This window comes from Microbacterium sp., from assembly GCF_052099035.1.
Taxonomy (GTDB): Bacteria; Actinomycetota; Actinomycetes; order Actinomycetales; family Microbacteriaceae; genus Microbacterium.
Window position 1 is genome coordinate 37677 of record NZ_JBQDSX010000013.1, and the last position, 17340, is coordinate 55016.

12 protein-coding genes are annotated in these 17340 nt (G+C 66.5%); 10 read left to right on the forward strand and 2 right to left on the reverse strand.

Annotated features, from left to right (window positions below; genetic code table 11):
• Nucleotides 1-164 precede the first annotated feature (164 nt).
• From ACTIAO_RS06155 to ACTIAO_RS06190, 8 genes are all read left to right on the forward strand, one after another.
• Nucleotides 165-929, forward strand: a complete 765-nt coding sequence (locus tag ACTIAO_RS06155; RefSeq protein ID WP_441905394.1) for an ABC transporter ATP-binding protein — start codon at nucleotides 165-167, stop codon at nucleotides 927-929.
• Entirely contained in the window at nucleotides 916-1638 is a 723-nt protein-coding gene (locus ACTIAO_RS06160) for an ABC transporter ATP-binding protein (protein ID WP_441905395.1), read from the forward strand. Before ACTIAO_RS06155 ends, ACTIAO_RS06160 begins: the two co-directional genes overlap by 14 nt.
• Before the next feature lie 229 nt (nucleotides 1639-1867).
• Nucleotides 1868-6511 carry an ExeM/NucH family extracellular endonuclease gene (locus ACTIAO_RS06165; RefSeq protein ID WP_441905396.1) on the forward strand — a complete coding sequence of 1548 codons (4644 nt, stop codon included), beginning with the start codon at nucleotides 1868-1870 and terminating at the stop codon, nucleotides 6509-6511.
• Between the two features lie 102 nt (nucleotides 6512-6613).
• Nucleotides 6614-7129 carry a DUF3817 domain-containing protein gene (locus tag ACTIAO_RS06170; protein WP_441905397.1) on the forward strand — a complete coding sequence of 172 codons (516 nt, stop codon included), beginning with the start codon at nucleotides 6614-6616 and terminating at the stop codon, nucleotides 7127-7129.
• A complete protein-coding gene (gene guaA, locus ACTIAO_RS06175; protein WP_441905398.1) occupies nucleotides 7126-8703 on the forward strand; it encodes a glutamine-hydrolyzing GMP synthase in 1578 nt (525 codons plus the stop codon). Before ACTIAO_RS06170 ends, guaA begins: the two co-directional genes overlap by 4 nt.
• The gene (locus tag ACTIAO_RS06180) at nucleotides 8694-10058 is read left to right on the forward strand and encodes a glycosyltransferase (RefSeq protein WP_441905399.1); all 1365 of its coding nucleotides are present in this window, start codon (nucleotides 8694-8696) and stop codon (nucleotides 10056-10058) included. Before guaA ends, ACTIAO_RS06180 begins: the two co-directional genes overlap by 10 nt.
• Before the next feature lie 94 nt (nucleotides 10059-10152).
• A complete protein-coding gene (locus ACTIAO_RS06185) occupies nucleotides 10153-10575 on the forward strand; it encodes a YciI family protein (protein ID WP_441905400.1) in 423 nt (140 codons plus the stop codon).
• A gap of 1 nt (nucleotide 10576) precedes the next feature.
• Nucleotides 10577-11857: an RNA polymerase sigma factor gene (locus tag ACTIAO_RS06190; protein ID WP_441905401.1), complete on the forward strand. Its 1281-nt coding sequence runs from the start codon at nucleotides 10577-10579 to the stop codon at nucleotides 11855-11857.
• A 73-nt stretch (nucleotides 11858-11930) separates the two neighbouring features.
• Here ACTIAO_RS06190 and ACTIAO_RS06195 read toward each other — a convergent pair whose 3' ends face one another.
• Nucleotides 11931-12203, reverse strand: a complete 273-nt coding sequence (locus ACTIAO_RS06195) for a GlsB/YeaQ/YmgE family stress response membrane protein (RefSeq protein WP_441905402.1) — start codon at nucleotides 12201-12203, stop codon at nucleotides 11931-11933.
• Between the two features lie 158 nt (nucleotides 12204-12361).
• Entirely contained in the window at nucleotides 12362-13276 is a 915-nt protein-coding gene (locus tag ACTIAO_RS06200; RefSeq protein WP_441905403.1) for a Bax inhibitor-1/YccA family protein, read from the reverse strand.
• Between the two features lie 91 nt (nucleotides 13277-13367).
• Here ACTIAO_RS06200 and ACTIAO_RS06205 point away from each other — a divergent pair, with 91 nt between their 5' ends.
• Both ACTIAO_RS06205 and ACTIAO_RS06210 read left to right on the forward strand, forming a co-directional pair.
• Entirely contained in the window at nucleotides 13368-14354 is a 987-nt protein-coding gene (locus ACTIAO_RS06205; RefSeq protein ID WP_441905404.1) for a glycerophosphodiester phosphodiesterase family protein, read from the forward strand.
• Between the two features lie 133 nt (nucleotides 14355-14487).
• On the forward strand, nucleotides 14488-17280 hold the full coding sequence (locus ACTIAO_RS06210; protein ID WP_441905405.1) for a lamin tail domain-containing protein: 2793 nt from the start codon (nucleotides 14488-14490) through the stop codon (nucleotides 17278-17280).
• The last annotated feature ends 60 nt before the right edge of the window (nucleotides 17281-17340 follow it).

Here is a 17340-nt window from a genome sequence, read left to right on the forward strand (position 1 = left end):
CGCCTGCCATGCCTCTTTGGTCTGCGGGGGGCCCGGTGTCGTTTGTTTTCCTTGTGTCCGCCGCCGCCCCTGTGTTGTGGGGGGTGGGGCGTGCGGATCCGGTCGCCCCGACCCGCACGCATCGTCACAATTCACACGCATCGTCACAATTCGAAGGAGAGAGCATGCCCCAGACGTCTCACGCGCTGCGCGTGACGGACGCGAGCCGCTACTTCGGCGGTCTCAAGGCGCTTCGCGGTGCATCGCTCGATGTCGCAGCCGGTGAGCGTGTCAGCGTGATCGGTACGAACGGAGCGGGCAAATCCACCCTGTTCAACCTGATCGCCGGGGTCTTCCCGCCGTCATCCGGCACCGTCGAACTCTTCGGCGAAGATGTCACGCGGCTTCCGGCTGCATCACGCGCCCGCCGGGGGCTGGCTCGAACATTCCAGACCTCGAAGCTGTTCGACCAGCTCACCTGCGCCGAGAACGTCTACATCGCCCTGGGCGGGAATGAGTTCCGCAGCGGTCGTCTCTCGCTCGCCCGATGGGGGCGCAGTCGATGGGAGCGAGCGGATCTCCTGCTCGATCGGGTGAACCTCGGCGGACGCGGCGGTACTCTCGTGTCCGACTTATCGCACGGCGAGCAGCGTCAGCTCGAGATCGCGATGGCGCTCGGCCTGCAACCGAAACTGCTCATGCTCGATGAGCCCGCCGCTGGTTTCTCCCCCGCTGAGCGCGCTCACCTGATAACCCTGCTCGGTGCGCTGCCTCGAGAGATGACGCTGCTGCTGATCGAGCACGATATGGACATCGCACTGGCCGTCGCCGATCGTGTCGTCGTCATGCACGATGGGGAGAAGATCCTCGAAGGCACACCGGACGAGATCCGCTCCAGCGAACGCGTGCGTGAAATCTACCTCGGAGGATCGATCGATGATGTCGCCTGAGTCCGGTGCGCAGTCTGTTCTCGACGTGGAGGATCTGCACGTCAGCTACGGGCACGTGCATGTGCTGCAGGGAGTGTCGTTCTCAATGGGGGCGGAGCCGATCGGCATGGTCGGACGCAACGGCATGGGCAAGAGCACCCTCGCCAACACCCTCGTCGGCTTCCTGCCAGCGCAATCCGGAAGCGTCCGCTATCGCGGGAGCGAACTTCTCGGACGCTCGCCGCAGCGGATCAACAGACTCGGAGTGGCGTATGTCCCGCAGGGACGGCGCGTCTTTCCCTCTCTCTCCGTGCACGAGCATCTGACGATGGTCCGATCGCGCCCAACAGACCGCTGGACCGTCGAGCGCGTGTACGAGCTGTTCCCCCGTCTCGCGGAGCGACGGCGCAACGGCGGTGCAGAGCTCTCCGGCGGAGAGCAGCAGATGCTCGCGATCGGTCGAGCGCTGCTGACAAACCCCGAGCTGCTGATCATGGACGAACCGAGCGAAGGCCTGGCGCCAGCGGTGGTCGACCATCTCGCCGACGTGTTCCGCGGCCTCGTGCGAGAAGGGCAGGCGATTCTGCTCGTGGAGCAGAATCTGCGGTTTGCGGCCGAGGTCTGCGACCGCATCCTCGTGATGGTGAACGGCAGCATCGCCGCGGATCTGCCCACCGAACAGATCGTGCGGGACGCAGAGCTGCAGAACCGGTACCTCGGCGTCGTTTGACTTTCGTCCATTAAGTGACGCACCTGATTAGTCGGAAGTCGTAGTCGCGCGACGGGCAGTGGAACTTCCGGTTAGCGATCCGTGAACTCGCTCGGGAATGTCCCAGCCCACTCATAGGCTCGCTCATGAGTGGCCGCGGCACCCGCACGGGTGCGTTCCGCGAATCACTTCCTCGTGCGCTTCACCCGGGCGCCGGGGTGTCATCGTCGACGTCGAGGAGTACTACCGCATGATGTCCGTCCCTCTCGGTGCAGCGCCGCGCGCTGGATCATCCACACCACGCAGACGGGGGCGCATCGGCGCTCTCGCGCTGACCACTGCATTCGCGATGAGCTTCGGAACGCTCGCCGCCTCGCCCGCCTTCGCCGCGGTCGACGGCACGGGCGTGATCATCAACGAGGCCTACCTCTCCGGTGGTAGCGCCGGGGCCGCGTTCACGAACAAGTTCGTCGAGCTGTACAACCCGACAGATGCCGACATCGTGCTGGACGGCATGTCGCTGCAGTACCGCTCGGCGACAGGCACCGGCAACTTCAACAGCGTCGTGGCGCTGTCGGGCACGATCCCCGCCGGTGGATACTTCCTGGTGCAGGCCGGCAGCAACGGTGCGAACGGTGCAGAGCTCCCCAGCCCCGATCAGGTCAGCACCCTCTCACCGAGCGGAACCAAGGGCACGCTCGCGCTGGTGCAGGGCACCTCCGCCGTCGGCCTCACTCCCGGCTCGATCGTCGGAGCCGAAGGCGTCATCGACCTGCTCGGCTACGGTGACTCGAACACCTACGAGGGCGCGCTCGCCGCAGCCCCCGCGAACAACCAGGACGTGAAGTCGCTGAACCGTACCGATGGCGTCGACACGGATGACAACTCTGCCGACTTCAGCCTGTCGGCGACGATCACACCGCAGGGCTCCGGGGTCACCGATCCCGATCCCGATCCCGATCCTGACCCCGATCCCGGCACCGACGAGCCCGTCGCGGCGACGATTGCCGAGGTGCAGGGCACCGGTGACGCATCGCCGCTGGCAGGCCAGACCGTCACCGTCGAGGGGGTCGTCACCGGCGACTACCGTGTCGGCGGATACAAGGGCGTGTCGATCCAGACCGCGGGAAGCGGGGGAGACGCAGACGCCACCCCCGGAGCATCCGATGGCATCTTCGTCTACCTGAACGCCCTCGCACCCTCGCTCGAGATCGGCGACCTCGTCTCGGTCACCGGTGTCGCCGGCGAGAACTACGGCCAGACCCAGATCTCACCGGCCGCGGCCTCGGACATCACCGTGGTCACCGCCGGGGCGGGCGTTCCCGCGGCGACGGCACTCCCGGAGACCGTCGTCGGCGCCGACCGCGAGGCCTTCGAGAACATGCTCGTCGCCCCCACCGGCGACTACCTGGTCGCCTCGAGCCACCAGCTCTACAACTACGGCACGCTGTGGCTGAACCCCGGCGAGTTGAACGTCAAGAGCACCGAGACGACGCGCCCCGGTGACGACGCGAACGCGATCGCAGCGGCCAACCGCGCCGACCGCATCCTGCTCGACGACGGCTACAACGTCCAGGTGACGGGCAACGCGCACCCCGGCGACCAGCCCTACTTCACCGAGGATGCCGTCGTACGAAACGGCGACGTCGTCGACTTCGCCGAGGCCGGTTACGTGCTGCAGTACGGATTCGACGACTGGCGCCTGCAGCCGGTGGTCCCGATCGATGACGCCAGCGACGCGACCTACAAGGCCGCGTTCACGACCGCGAACCCGCGGCCCGAGACGGCCCCCGAGGTCGGCGGTGACGTGCAGGTCGCGGCATTCAACGTCTTCAACTACTTCACCACGATGAGCGAGGACGACTCCCTCGCCCGCGGCGCGAAGAACGACGAGTACTTCCAGGTGCAGCGATCCAAGATCGTCACCGCGATCAACGGTCTGGATGCCGAAGTCGTGGCGCTGATGGAGATCGAGAACTCGGTTCACTTCGGTGATGGCACAGTCGACGTCGCGCTCGCAGACCTCGTCGAGGGCCTGAATGACGACGCCGGCGCCGACGTATGGGATTACGTCCCGACGCCGGATGCGCTCGGAGACACCGAGACGGACGTCATCACCAACGCACTCATTTACAAGAAGGATGCCGTCACCCCGGTTGGTGACAGCATGGCGAAGATCGACGAGTCGGTGTGGGGCAATGCCCGCGAGCCGATCGCGCAGACCTTCGACATGGACGGTCGGACTGTCTCCGTCGTCGCCAACCACTTCAAGTCGAAGTCCGGCGACGGCGATGAGCCCGCCGACGGACAAGGGCACTTCAACGCCGACCGCACCGCACAGGCGCAGTCGCTGCTGGAGTTCACCGGTGAGCTCGCAGAGACCAGCGGCAGCTCCGACGTCCTCCTGCTCGGAGACTTCAACTCCTACGCTCAGGAAGACCCGATCGACGTCTTCTCTCAGGCTGGCTGGACCGACCTGGTGCCCGCGAACGCAGCGGGCCAGTACACCTACACGTACGACGGCGAGCTCGGCTCGCTCGACCACGCGATCGCGTCTCCGTCCCTCGCGGGTTCGGTGACCGGCACGGGAGTGTGGGGAATCAACTCGCCGGAGTGGAGCGATCGCGGCTACGCGTTCGGTGCCGCTGAGGCTGGAACGCCGTTCCGCTCCAGTGACCACGACCCGGTCATCGTCGGCCTCTCCAGCGAGATCCCGCCGGTGGACATCGATATCGTCACGATCAACGACTTCCACGGTCGCATCGAGGCCGATGGCGCAGCGGCAGGCGCCGCCGTGCTCGCCGGCGCCGTGCAGTCGGTGCGGGATGCGAACCCGAACACGATCTTCGCTGCGGCGGGCGATCTGATCGGAGCATCCACCTTCACGTCGTTCATCAATGACGACAACCCGACGATCGACGCGCTCAACGCCGCCGGCCTCGATGTGAGCGCCGCCGGAAACCACGAGTTCGATCAGGGCTGGGAGGACCTCGAGGGTCGTGTGCAGGACCGCGCGGATTGGGAGTACATCTCCTCGAACGTGTTCCTGACCGAGACCGGCGAGACCGCGCTGGCCCCCGCATGGGTCAAGGAGATCGACGGCGTCAAGGTCGGTTTCATCGGCGCAGTGACTGAAGAGCTCGACTCTCTCGTATCCCCCGAGGGCATGGAAGGGCTCGAGGTGCGCAGCATCGTCGACTCGGTGAACGGCGTCGCAGACGACCTCACCGATGGTGATGACGCCAACGGCGAGGCGGACGTGCTCGTCCTGCTCGTGCACGAAGGTGCCACCTCGACCGATATCGCGAGCATCACGCCCGAGTCGGCACTCGGCGAGATCGTCGCCGGTGTCGATGACAGCGTCGACGCGATCGTCTCGGCGCACACGCACCTCGCCTACAACCACGTCATCGACGGCCGCCCGGTCGTCTCGGCGGGGCAGTACGGCGAGAACTTCGGTCTGATGAACCTGCAGGTCGACCCCGAGTCGAAGGAGCTCCTCTCGATCACCAACGAGATCAAGCCCCTCACCGCTGAAGGTGCACCGCTCTACGAGGCCGATGCTGACGTGCAGAAGATCGTCGACGACGCCAAGGCCGAGGCAGATGTTCTCGGTGCGGAGCCGGTCGGTCAGATCACCGGCGACTTCAACCGGGCTCGCCAGAGCAACGGGTCGGAGAACCGCGGCGGGGAGTCGTCGATCGGCAACTTCGTCGCCGACGTGCACCAGTGGGCGACGGGCGCGGATCTTGCGCTCATGAACCCCGGTGGTGTCCGCGCCAACCTCACCTACGCCTCGTCCGGAGCATCCGACCCGGACGGCAACGTGACCTTCCGCGAGGCTGCGACGGTACAGCCGTTCGCCAACACGCTGGTCACGCTGAACCTCACCGGTGCACAGCTCAAGGGCGTGCTCGAGGAGCAGTGGCAGCCGGAAGGCGCGAGCCGTCCGTTCCTGAAGCTCGGCGTCTCGGAGGGTCTGCAGTACACCTACGACCCGACGGCGGAGGCAGGGGAGCGGATCACCTCGATCACCCTGAACGGCGAGCCGATCGATCCTGAGGCGTCGTACGTCGTCGCGGCGAACTCGTTCCTCGCGGCCGGTGGAGACAACTTCTCCACCTTCGCCGAGGGCACGAACAAGGCGGACTCCGGCAAGATCGATCTGCAGTCCACGGTCGAGTGGTTCGACGCCAACGGCACGGCGACGCCCGACCTCGCGCAGCGCGCAGTCGGTGTGACGCTGAGCGCTCCGGATGCCGATGGCTACAGCGTCGGCGACGAGGTCACCATCGACCTCTCCTCGCTCGCATTCAGCGGCGGCGACCCGGTGCCCGCAGAGGTCACGGTCTCGCTCGGCGACGCGGTCCTCGCGACCGGTGCCGTCGACCCGGCCATCGTCGACACCACCGACGAGGCGGGCCGTGCGAGCCTGACGTTCACGGTTCCGGAAGGAGCATCGGGTGACCAGCTGCTCACCGTGGCGACGGCCGACGGCACGAGCGTCCGTGTGCCGTTCACGGTCGCGGATGCCGGTGAGCAGGAGTTCACCGGGACCATCGAGGTTGACGGCAACACGGTCAGCGCAGGCAAGAAGCTCACCCTCTCCGGGGTGGACTTCGAACCAGGCGAGACCGTGACCGTCGCGCTCGAGTCGAAGAAGGGCAAGACCGTCGACCTCGGCACCGTCGTGGTTGGCGAGGACGGCTCCTTCTCGGCCTCGGTCACTGTGCCCAAGGGCACGGATGCCGGTCGCTACACGGTCATCGTCTCGCAGGCCGATGGTGACCAGGCCACCGACATGGTCACCATCAACAAGGGCGGCGGTCACGGCGGCGGGATCGTCGGACAGATCCTCGACTGGTTGTGGAACCTCATCACCGGTTGGTTCTGATCCAGCATTGACAGCGGAGGCCGTCGGGAGTGATCCCGGCGGCCTTCGTCGTGCGCTCCCGGCCGCCGCAGCCATCGTGTACTCCCGGGTAGACTGGTGCTCATGCCAGAACCGAAAGCCGCCTCGTTCCCGAAGATCCGCGGGGCGCTGACGTTCTACCAGATCGCCTCGATCATCACCGGTGTCATGCTGCTTCTGCTGCTGACCGAGATGATCTTCAAATACAGCCCCATCCACCTCGAGCTGTTCGCCGGCGGATCGGGCGGATTCCTCTGGCTTGCAGACGTCATCGTCGGCGACGGGTGCCAGTGGTTCTCCCTGTTCGTCCCGGGAGGCATGGGCTGCGAGCTGGTCTCGGTCGGAGACGGCACGAACCTCTCACTGCTCGTCCTCGTCGCGCACGGCTGGTTCTACGTGCTGTACCTCTTCGCAATCTTCCGCCTCTGGAGCCTGATGCGCTGGCCGTTCAGCCGCTTCATCATCCTCGCGCTCGGCGGCGTCATCCCGCTGCTCTCCTTCTTCATGGAGGCCAGAATCTCCCGCGAGGTCAAGGCGTACCTCGCATCCCGCGAGGCCGCGATGGCCGCCGACAGCCAGACCCAGGAGGCCGCGCAATGAGCGCAGACACCGCCCAGCGACCCGTCCTCGTCATCGACTTCGGTGCCCAGTACGCGCAGCTCATCGCCCGCCGCGTGCGCGAAGCCGGCGTCTACAGCGAGATCGTGCCGCACACGGTCAGTGCCGCCGAGATCGCCGAGAAGAACCCGGTTGCGCTCATCCTCTCCGGTGGGCCGTCTTCGGTCTATGAAGAGAATGCGCCCTCGCTCGACAGCGCGATCTTCGACCTCGGTGTTCCCACCCTCGGCATTTGCTACGGCTTCCAGGTCATGGCACGCGCCCTCGGCGGCGAGGTCGCCAACACCGGACTTCGCGAGTACGGCGCGACGGATGCCGCACTCACCGGCGATGGCGGCGTGCTGCTCGGCGGACAGCCGCACACGCAGAACGTCTGGATGAGCCACGGCGACCAGGTCGCCACGGCTCCCGCAGGCTTCGAGGTGCTCGCCTCCACCGCCGATACTCCCGTCGCCGCTTTCGGCAGTGACGAGAAGTGCTTCTACGGGGTGCAGTGGCATCCCGAGGTCAAGCACTCCGACCACGGACAGGAAGTCCTCGAGAACTTCCTGCACAAGGCCGCGGGGCTCGCCGCCGACTGGAACAGCGGCAACGTCATCGACGAGCAGGTCGCCCGCATCCGCGAGCAAGTCGGCTCTGCCCGCGTCATCTCCGCACTCTCGGGCGGCGTCGACTCGGCCGTCTCGACGGCCCTCGTCCACAAGGCGATCGGTGACCAGCTCACCGCCGTGTTCGTCGACCACGGACTCCTCCGCAAGGGCGAGCGCGAGCAGGTCGAGAACGATTACGTCGCCTCCACGGGCGTGCGCCTGATCACCGTGGATGCCGCGGAAACCTTCCTCGGACACCTCGAAGGCGTCAGCGACCCCGAGCAGAAGCGCAAGATCATCGGCCGCGAGTTCATCCGCGCGTTCGAGAAGGTGCAGCGCGACCTCGTCGCCGAGGCCAAGGCCGAAGGCGAGCCGATCAAGTTCCTCGTGCAGGGCACGCTCTACCCCGACGTCGTCGAATCCGGCGGCGGCACGGGCACTGCGAACATCAAGTCGCACCACAACGTCGGCGGCCTGCCCGAAGATCTCGACTTCGAGCTCATCGAGCCGTTGCGCACCCTGTTCAAGGACGAGGTGCGCCAGATCGGTCGCGACCTCGGTCTTCCCGAGGCGATCGTCGGACGGCAGCCCTTTCCGGGCCCCGGCCTCGGCATCCGCATCGTGGGTGAGGTCACCGCTGACCGTCTCGAGATTCTGCGCGAGGCCGACGCCATCGCCCGCGAAGAGCTGACCAAGGCGGGCCTGGACAGCGAGATCTGGCAGTGCCCGGTCGTGCTGCTCGCCGATGTGCGCTCCGTGGGCGTGCAGGGCGACGGTCGCACCTACGGGCACCCGATCGTGCTGCGTCCCGTCTCCAGCGAGGACGCCATGACGGCCGACTGGACCCGCCTGCCGTACGACGTGCTCTCGAAGATCTCCAACCGCATTACCAACGGTGTGCGCGACGTCAACCGGGTGGTGCTCGATGTGACCTCGAAGCCCCCGGGGACGATCGAGTGGGAGTAGAGCTTCCGGACGCCGAGTACCTCGTCCTCTCCAGTCGGCTGATCCCCGACCTCGACGGCGGGTACACGATCGCGGCGCTCGCGCGCGCCAGGCAGCTGGTCGGCGCTGGCGCGAAGCTCGCTCTACTGACTTTCGATCCCGGGGATGCCGCGTCCCACGCCGAGCATCGCTCAGAGTTCGCACGGCGCGGAGCGATCGATGACACTGCACGCCTGCGAAACCTCTTCGATGAGGCTGTGGCGCATGAAGGCGGCGCAGCCGTGTGGCTGCGCGCCGCGGCATCCGCTCGTCTTTCCGAGGGTGTCGCAGACCGTGAATATCGGATGCTGCGCGATTCCGCAGGACCCCCGATCGCTGCACTGCCGGTGATCCCGGACAATCCGGACTGGCATCTCACCGATGAACCTGTGCTCGTCTACGACGCCGACGGGGGCATCATCGGCGGCGTCGAGGGGTTCCGCGGGCTGTATCGTGCCTGGCTCGAACACCTCGCGGCATCCCTCGGCGACCGTCCGATCGTCGTCATCTGCGAGTCACGGCAGATCGGCGAGCTGATCGCCGACTGGGACGACCCGCGGGTGCGCATCATCCACCCGATCCACACAATGCACCTGGAAGCGCCGCACACACCAGATGCTCCGATGAACGCGCTCTGGACCCGTTGGTTCGCCCTTGCGCACCGCTTCGACGCGGTGACCTGGCCGACGCCGCGGCAGCGTGATGACGTCGCCGCGCGCTTCGGTTCCGGCATCCGCAGCGTCGTGGTTCCGAACGGAATCCGGCTTCGCGAGCTGGGGGAGCGGACACCGCAGCCCGGGCTCGTCGTCTCGCTGTCGCGTCTGGCGCCCGGCAAGCGCATCGACCACATCATCCGTGCCTTCCTCGGTGCCGACGTGCCCGGCTCGACACTCGAGATCTGGGGCGACGGGCCGTCGCGGGCGGGGCTCGAGCAACTCATCGCTGAGCTCGATTGCGCCGATCGCGTTGAGCTGAAGGGCGTGACTTCGGATCCCGATGCCGTGCTCGAGCGCGCATCGGTCGTCGTCTCTGCCAGTGCCTTCGAGGGCCAGGGGCTGTCGCTCGCCGAAGCTCTGTCGCACGCGTGCCCGGTCATCTCCTATGACATCCGATATGGCCCGAGCGATCTGCTCGCGGGCGGTGGGGGCATCCTTGTGCCCGACGGCGACGAAGCGGCTCTCGCCGATGCCGTGCACCGCGTGCTTACCGACGCCGAGCTGCGAGAGCGTCTGACCGCCGAGGCGCCGGCCGCGGCATCCATCTGGAGCAGCGAGCATGCGCTCGAGGCGTTTGCGACCACCGTGCGCGACGTTCTCGCGGCCCCAGCGCGACGCTGAGAAAAGTTTTCTCCGCGATGTCGATCTGCACTCTTTCCGTTCGACGTCTTCAGTGAGAGGGTCGAAACCGACCCCGCAACTGAAGGAGAACATCATGAAGTTCATGCTGATCATGCGCGCGACCGACGAAGCTGTCGAGGCATACAAAGAGGTCCCGTTCGAGCAGGTCATCGAGGCGATGGGCAAGTACAACGAGTCGATGATCAAGGCGGGAGTCTTGCTCGCGGGCGAAGGGCTCAGCGATGCGTCCGAGGGCTTCGTCGTCGACTTCAGCGCCGAGAAGCCCCTCGTCACCGACGGCCCCTATGGCGAGACCAAGGAGCTGTTCAATGGCTTCTGGATCATCGAGGTGTCCAGCCGCGAAGAGGCTGCGGAGTGGGCGAGCCGTGCGCCGCTGGGGGCGGGTTCGTACCTCGAGGTGCGTCGAGTGCAGGAGATGGACGACTTCCCGGCGGACAACGAGTGGATCCAGAAGGAGGAGGGCTGGCGCGAGGAGCAGGCGCAGCGGGCTCAGTGACATGAGCGCAGACCACGATGGCGCGACGGTGCGCTCCGCCTCCGACGCGGTGGGCACCATCGCCGCTGTCTGGCGCATCGAGTCGGCGAAGATCATCGCGACGCTGACGCGGATGGTCGGCGACTTCTCGCCCGCGGAGGACCTCGCGCAGGATGCTCTGGTCGAGGCGCTGCGGCAGTGGCCGCAGGACGGCGTGCCGCGTAACCCGGCGGCCTGGCTGACGGCGGTCGCCAAGCGCAGGGCGATCGATGGCTGGCGGCGCCAGGAACGGTACGACGATCGGATCGCGACGATCGCGCATGATATGGAGCGCGAGCAGGCGGATGCGATGGATGCCGACCCGTGGGACCCGGATGCCATCGACGACGACGTGCTGCGGCTTGTCTTCATTTCCTGTCACCCGGTGCTTTCGCGCGAGGCGAGCGTTGCGCTGACGCCGCGAGCCGTCGGTGGTCTGTCGAGTGAAGAGATCGCGCGGGCGTTCGTCGTGCCGACCGCGACCATCCAGCAGCGCATCGTCCGGGCGAAGAAGACGCTCGGTGCGGCGAAGGTACCGTTCGACGTGCCCTCCCGTGACGAGTATCCGGCTCGCATGTCCGCGGTTCTCGGTGTGCTGTACCTGATCTTCAACGAGGGCCACGCCGCCAGCAGCGGCGCTGACTGGATGCGCCCCGAACTCAGCTACGAGGCGATCCGACTGACACGTGTGCTGGCCTCTCTTGCACCGGACGAACGCGACGTGCACAGTCTGCTTGCGCTCATGGAACTGACCGCGGCGCGCTTTCCAGCCCGTGTCGACGCGCTGGGCGAGCCGATCCTGCTGGCCGATCAGGACCGCATTCGCTGGGATCGCAGCAGGATCTCGCGGGGCCGTGCGGCGCTCGAACGAGCGGATGCTCTGGGCACCGGCCGCGGCGCATACGGACTGCAGGCGGCAATCGCCGAGTGCCATGCCGTGGCGGGATCGGTGGAAAGCACCGACTGGGACCGGATCGTCGTGTTGTACGAGGCGCTGGGCAGGATCGCCCCGTCGCCGATCATCGAGCTGAACAGGGCTGCGGCGGTCGCGATGGCGACGGGCCCGGCATCCGCTCTGCGCATCATCGACCAGCTTGTGGCATCCGACGCGCTCAAGGGCTACCACCTGCTCCCCGCGACGCGGGGTGAGATGCTGCTGCGGCTCGGCAGAACAGCGGAGGCGCGCTCCGAGTTCGCCAGAGCCGCAGTGCTTGCGGGGAACGAACGGGAGCGCGCCCTTCTGGAGGCGAAGGCCTCGCAGTAGCCGCGCACACGAGGAACCCCCGGATGCAGTGCACCCGGGGGTTCCGTTTAGTTGCGTCTGTGCGCTGAGGCCTCTAGCCGCGGGTCCTGCTGCCGCGGCCGACGATCAGGCCGTAGATCAGCAGCACGATAATCGCGCCACCGATGGCGAGGAGCCAAGAGGACAGACTCCAGAATTCATTGATGCCGACACCGAAGATTGCGCTGCCGATCCATCCGCCGATGATCGCACCCACGACGCCCAGAAGCAACGTGACGAACCATCCGCCGCCCTGCTTGCCAGGGAGGATCAGTTTCGCGATCGCACCGGCGATCAGTCCTAGAAGAAGAAATGCAAGGAAACCCATGGTGTAATCCCCTTTCTTGTTGCGGTGATGTAACTATGCTCCCTTTGGGAAAAAAACCGCTAGACCCTTGCGGTGTGCCGTAAAAACACGATAAGGCTCGATTTCACGCAAGAAGGCCCCGTCCGTGGGGACGAGGCCTTCTGCGATGCGATCGAAGATCAGTTGCGTGCGATGGCGATGATGCGCAGGATCTCGACGTACAGCCACACGACGGTGACCATGATGCCGAAGCCGCCGACCCAGCCGTACTTGCGGGGAGCACCGTTGCGCACGCCCTGCTGGATCTGGTCGAAGTCGAGCACCAGCGAGTACGCGGCCATGAATACGACGAGCACACCGATGATCAGGCCGAGCGGGATGCCGGCAATGGTCATGCTTCGCATACCGAATGCCTGGTCGGCCGGAAGAACGTTGGTCCACATGAGGATCAGGTTCAACACGGAGAAGACGAGGTAGCCGATCATCGCGATCATGAAGATCTTGGTCATCTTCTTCGACGCGCGGATCTTGCCGCTCGCGAAGAGCGCGAGTGTCACACCGACGACGGCCACCGTCGCCAACGTCGCCTGCATGACGATGCCGGGGTACAGAGTCTCGAAGAACGCCGAGATTCCGCCGACGAAGAGTCCCTCCAGCGCCGCGTATCCGAAGATCAGCGCCGGGCGAACCTTCTTGCGAGATGTGAAGGTGATGACCATCGCGAGGACGAACCCGCCGAGTGCGCCGATGAGCATCGGAGCCATCGACGCGGCCGCACCGGGATTGGCCTGCACGCCGCCGAGCGTCCAGACCCAGCCGATAACGGCGGTGACGAGAAGGATGCCGAAAAGGCCTGCGGTCTTCCAGACAGTGTCTTCGACCGACATGCGGTCGGTCTCGATGGAGCCTGCCGGAGGAGCGGCATACATCCCCTCGAGCTTGGCGTTGGCGGCGGCATCCATCGCACCGTGCTGCAGCGATGCGGCCTGGGCGCCCTGCGCACCGGGCTGAGCGCCAGGGGCGCCGGGGTAAGTGGCGACGTTGCGCGGATCCTGCTTCTGGAACGCCGGGTTGTTGAACGCGAAATTGCTCATGGTGTTTGGGCCTCACTCCGAGAGGTTTGAAGGTCGCTTTCCTCTACGATACCGGCGGAAGTCTATGCATGGGGTGTTCTAACCTGAATCCATGCCCAGGAAATCGCCGCTCGTCATCGGCCATCGGGGCGCGCCGGGATACCGGCCCGAGCACAGTCGATCCTCGTATGAACTCGCGCTCGCGATGGGCGTTGGGGCTGTTGAGCCCGACGTGGTCGCAACCGGCGACGGCGTGCTCGTGGTCAGGCATGAGAATGAGATCTCCGGCACGACGGACATCGCCGATCACCCGGAGTTCGCGGACCGCAAGACCACCAAGCGGATCGACGGCCAGCCGCTGACCGGCTGGTTCACCGAGGACTTCACCTGGGATGAACTCGCGACCCTGCGCGTGCGCGAGCGGCTGCCGGAGCTGCGCCCGTCCAGCGCCTCTTTCGACGATGTGCAGCCGATGCTGCGTCTGGTGGATGTGCTCGATCTCGTTCGAGAGGGCTCCACCGAACACGGACGGGAGATCGGCGTCGTGCTCGAGGTCAAGCACGCCACGTACTTCGCGAGCATCGGCCTCGATCTCGCACCCCTGATCGCACGCGACCTGCACGCAGCCGGGTGGGCCGATGGCGAGCTGCCGCTGACGATCGAATCGTTCGAACCGGCCGTGCTCGCGCAGCTGCGCAGCGCCGGTATAGCGGCCTCGTACATCTACCTGATCGAGGCATCCGGGCGCCCTTACGATCAGCTCGTCGCTCACGGACGGCAGGCGCTCACTTACAAGGCGACCGTCACACCGCGTGGTCTGGACGGAATCGTCGGCGCGGTCGATGGGATCAGCGTCAACAAGCGGATGCTGCTGGCTGCCGGTAGCACGATCGTCGAAGATGCTCACGGCAGGGGACTGAAGGTATTCACCTGGACTGCGCGGCCCGAGAACGCATTCCTCGCTGCGGAATTCCGCGGTGCCGGTGGCAAGCAGGCGTTCGGCGACTACGAGTCGGAGTGGTCGGTGCTCGCCCGCAGCGGTATCGACGGAGTGTTCGTCGACCACCCTGATCTCGGCGTCGCGTTCTTCCAGGGCTGATGGACGCTGCCGCGCCATCCTGCGCGACACTTTCCGTTCATGTTCCGTACGGATGCCGTGCGCCGGCCGGACAGGCGGAATCGGTCGAATGGGTGGGTTCATGCTCCCACTCGTCTCGATCTTCTGGAGTCACATGTCTCGCCTCACTCGCGGACTTTCGTCAGCCGTCGTATGCGCGCTCGGCGCCGCGATGCTGCTGAGTGCACCGACCGCCGCCGTCGCTGCGGAGGAGCCGCTCGGCATCCGCATTAATGAAGTCGTCTCGAACGGGGGAAGCCCGGATGACTGGATCGAGTTCTACAACTACTCCGACAGCGCGATCGATCTGAGCTTCTACGTCGTCCAGGACAACAGCGACAAGAACCCGTACGAGATCCCGGCCGGCACAGTCGTCGCACCCGGTGCGTACTACGTGATCGACACCCTGAGCAAAGCCGGCGAGGGCGACTTCGATTTCGGGCTGGGCAAGGGCGACAGCGTCCGCCTTTTCGCTCCCGGTGATGCGAACGGCGCGCAGCCCCTGTTGCAGACCACCTGGCCTGCCGACACCCACGCCGTCCCTAGCTGGGGTGCGGAGGGCGACGGAGCGGATGCCTCGTACCTGCTCACGACTGAGTCGACCAAGGGCGCCGCGAACGTTTTCCCGAGTGAGGGTGGGGGCGATGGTACGCCTGACCCCGTGGCTGGCACCGTCGTACTCAACGAGGTGGACTCGCAGCCGGCGGACTGGGTCGAGCTGTACAACCCCGGCGCTGAGCCGCTCGACATCTCCGGATACGAACTGCGTGACTCCGACGACGACATCGACCACCGCTGGGCGTTCGCCGCGGGAACGGTGATCGACGCAGGGGAATTCCTTCTCGTCGAGCAGGGAGACATCGGCCTCACCGGCGGAGTGGAGACCCCGTTCGGGCAGTTCGGCATCGGGAGTGCGGATGAGATCCGACTCTTCGACCCGACGGGCGTCCTGACCGACCGCACGGGCGCATGGACCGAGCACGCCGCGATCGACGGCGACTTCATCGCGGCGACCTACGCCCGGTGCTCCGACGGCGTGGGCGAGTTCACTCTCGCCAAAGCCACACCCGGTGCCGCGAACGAATGCGCTGCCGCACCGACCGTCGCGATCAACGAGGTCGAATCCGACGGCGAGCCCGACTGGGTCGAGCTCGCCAATCCGACAGCCGCGGCGATCGATGTCTCCGGTCTCATCGTGAAGGACGACGATGACAGGAACGCGTACGCGATCGACGCGGGCACCAGCATCCCCGCCGGCGGACATCTCCTGCTCGACGACCTCGGCTTCGGGATCGGCAAGGGCGACATGGTCCGGCTGTTCGACGGCGACGGCCTGATCGACAGCACTTCCTGGGGCACCGCCCATGCCCCCACGACCTGGGGTCGCTGCCCCGACGCGACCGGGCCGTTCGCCGTCACGGCCTCGCCCACTCCGGGCGCGGCCAACACCTGTGCCGCCGATGTCACCGTCTCGCCCTGGCCCGGTTCGCCCGATGTGCGGGTGCTCGACAGCACTCCCACCTTCCTCGAGGACAGTTCGGGGCTCGACATGCAGGAGACTGCCGATGGCACATTCCTGTGGGCGGTCGACAACGACGAGGGCCGCATCTGGAAACTGACGGCATCGGTCGACGGTTCCGTCTCGGTGGTGGACGGCTGGGCCGACGGCAAGCGCGTGCGCTTCCAGAAGGACGCCGCGAACCCGGATGCTGCTGGCCCCGACACCGAGGGCATCACCGTCGCCGGCGATGGGCTGGTGTACGTGGCATCCGAGCGCGACAACAGCGCCAAGGGTGTCAACCAGAACAAGATCCTGCAGGTCGATCCGACCCTCGCCGGCCCGGATCTGGTCGCCGTGACCGAGTGGGACCTCACCGACCAACTTCCCGCGGTGGGTGCGAACCTCGGCATCGAAGCCGTCGAGTGGGTGCCGGATGCGACGCTCGCAGGCGCCCTCTTCGATGACAACACGAAGGCGCCGTACGACGGTTCCTCGTACGCGGGCGACGGCCTGTTCTTCGTCGCGGTCGAGGACGGCGGAGGGGTATATGCCTTCGCGCTCGCCGCAGACGGCTCGGCAGAACTCGTCTCGACCATCGATCCCGGTCTCGCCGGAGTCATGGCTCTCGACTACGACTCGGTCCTCGGTGTGCTGTGGGCCGTGTGCGACGACGGCTGCGGTGGCACCTCAGCGCAGATCACGCTCAACGGCACCGACCAGCCCGGCATTGCTCACTTCGCGCGTCCGGCAGCCCTTGTCGGCCCCGACGGCGAGGAGCTCAACGACGAGGGCTTCGCGACAGCACCGGCGTCGCTCTCGAAGGACGGCGAACGTCCGGTCTGGTGGTTCGCGGACGGGTACTCGTCCAGCGCGTTGCGCACCGGCACGCTGCCCGGTGTGAGCGGCGGCGAGGGGCCGGGTACTGGTCCTGGCACAGGTCCTGGTGATGGTTCTGGTGACGGTGGCAGTGAGCCGGGACCCTCGGTCACACCGCTGCCAGGAACTGATCTCGTCGAGGGCAACACCGGCGGTGCCACCGTGACCCCGCCGGTGGTCGCTCCTGGCGGCACGGTGACGATCACGGTCGGTGCGCAGCACGCCGGTATCGACGTCGAGGTGTGGATGTACTCCGATCCGACGTTCCTCGCCCACGGCACGCTGAACGATGACGGCGCGATCACCGTCATCGTCCCGAAGGATGCTCCGGCCGGAGCTCACCGCCTCGCGGTGTACTCCGCATCCGGTGACCTGCTCGGCTGGGTGAACATCGACGTGAAGGCGGGCGGTGCACTGGCCACCACCGGTACGGACATGCCAGCAGCGAGCCTGCTGCTGGCGCTCGCGCTCCTGCTCATCGGCGGGGGCGCAGCCGCGGTGCGCCGCCGCCGGGTGACCGCCGCCGGCTGATCGCCTAGCGGTACCGCCGTCCGTGCTTCATCCTCATGCGGGAACGGTTTCCTCGGTTAG

What these genes read in the sequence shown, in the direction of transcription:
- ACTIAO_RS06155 (WP_441905394.1), top strand. Translation starts at nt 165, where the DNA reads ATGCCCCAGACGTCTCACGCGCTGCGCGTGACGGACGCGAGCCGCTAC.
- ACTIAO_RS06160 (WP_441905395.1), top strand. Translation starts at nt 916, where the DNA reads ATGATGTCGCCTGAGTCCGGTGCGCAGTCTGTTCTCGACGTGGAGGAT.
- ACTIAO_RS06165 (WP_441905396.1), top strand. Translation starts at nt 1,868, where the DNA reads ATGATGTCCGTCCCTCTCGGTGCAGCGCCGCGCGCTGGATCATCCACA.
- ACTIAO_RS06170 (WP_441905397.1), top strand. Translation starts at nt 6,614, where the DNA reads ATGCCAGAACCGAAAGCCGCCTCGTTCCCGAAGATCCGCGGGGCGCTG.
- guaA (WP_441905398.1), top strand. Translation starts at nt 7,126, where the DNA reads ATGAGCGCAGACACCGCCCAGCGACCCGTCCTCGTCATCGACTTCGGT.
- ACTIAO_RS06185 (WP_441905400.1), top strand. Translation starts at nt 10,153, where the DNA reads ATGAAGTTCATGCTGATCATGCGCGCGACCGACGAAGCTGTCGAGGCA.
- ACTIAO_RS06190 (WP_441905401.1), top strand. Translation starts at nt 10,577, where the DNA reads ATGAGCGCAGACCACGATGGCGCGACGGTGCGCTCCGCCTCCGACGCG.
- ACTIAO_RS06195 (WP_441905402.1), bottom strand. Translation starts at nt 12,203, where the DNA reads ATGGGTTTCCTTGCATTTCTTCTTCTAGGACTGATCGCCGGTGCGATC.
- ACTIAO_RS06200 (WP_441905403.1), bottom strand. Translation starts at nt 13,276, where the DNA reads ATGAGCAATTTCGCGTTCAACAACCCGGCGTTCCAGAAGCAGGATCCG.
- ACTIAO_RS06205 (WP_441905404.1), top strand. Translation starts at nt 13,368, where the DNA reads ATGCCCAGGAAATCGCCGCTCGTCATCGGCCATCGGGGCGCGCCGGGA.
- ACTIAO_RS06210 (WP_441905405.1), top strand. Translation starts at nt 14,488, where the DNA reads ATGTCTCGCCTCACTCGCGGACTTTCGTCAGCCGTCGTATGCGCGCTC.